Below are 680 nucleotides of genomic sequence, written 5' to 3'. Positions count from 1 at the left end.
GAAGGCCTCAACAAGCTGATGGTCACTTGCATCAACGCCAAGCAATTGGACTCGTTCGTTGTATTTAGATATATGTGGAGAAGTATAGGTACCACACCTTAGCCCTTGCGAAGCCAGGCCAGCTTGGCTCAAAGCAATTGTCGAGCCCTTGCCATTAGTACCTGCGACCACCACAATTTTTCGCGGGCGCGCCTCAAAGCTCATTTTTTGGTAGACAGACTTTACTCTATCTAAGCCAAGCTCAATTTCTTTTGGGTGAGATTGTGATATGTGGCTTAGCCACTGATCGAGAGTGTTTAGCACGTTAGGCATGACTTAGGTAGACTGAAGCTCTTCACTCTCAGGTTCGGAATCAGAACCATCGCTATCAGCACTACTTTCTTCAGGTTTAGTCTCTTTAACTTCGTCCGGCGCTACTTTCGCCACTCTGAACTCTGTCAGTTTTGAAATAAGCGAAGACAAGCGATCCCTTAGTTCATGGCGCTCTAGTATCATATCGATTGCGCCATGCTCTAGCAAAAACTCACTCCGTTGAAAACCTTCTGGTAGCTTCTCTCGCACAGTTTGCTCAATAACACGTGGTCCGGCGAAGCCTATCAAAGCATTTGGTTCTGCGATATTCAAATCGCCCAACATCGCCAGACTAGCAGATACTCCACCAAATACAGGGTCTGTTAGTA

General features: G+C 46.6%; 2 pseudogenes. Both read right to left on the bottom strand.

The window, feature by feature from the left end:
* A pseudogene (locus A3757_RS20295) lies at positions 1–312 on the bottom strand (bifunctional tetrahydrofolate synthase/dihydrofolate synthase); the annotation flags it as partial.
* Positions 313–315: 3 nt separating this feature from the next.
* Positions 316–680 (bottom strand): annotated as a pseudogene (locus A3757_RS20290) (acetyl-CoA carboxylase carboxyl transferase subunit beta); the annotation flags it as partial.

This window comes from Oleiphilus sp. HI0117 (assembly GCF_001635235.1).
The sequence above is the reverse complement of the archived record's forward strand: the minus strand, read 5'-3'. Positions and strand labels throughout refer to the sequence as shown.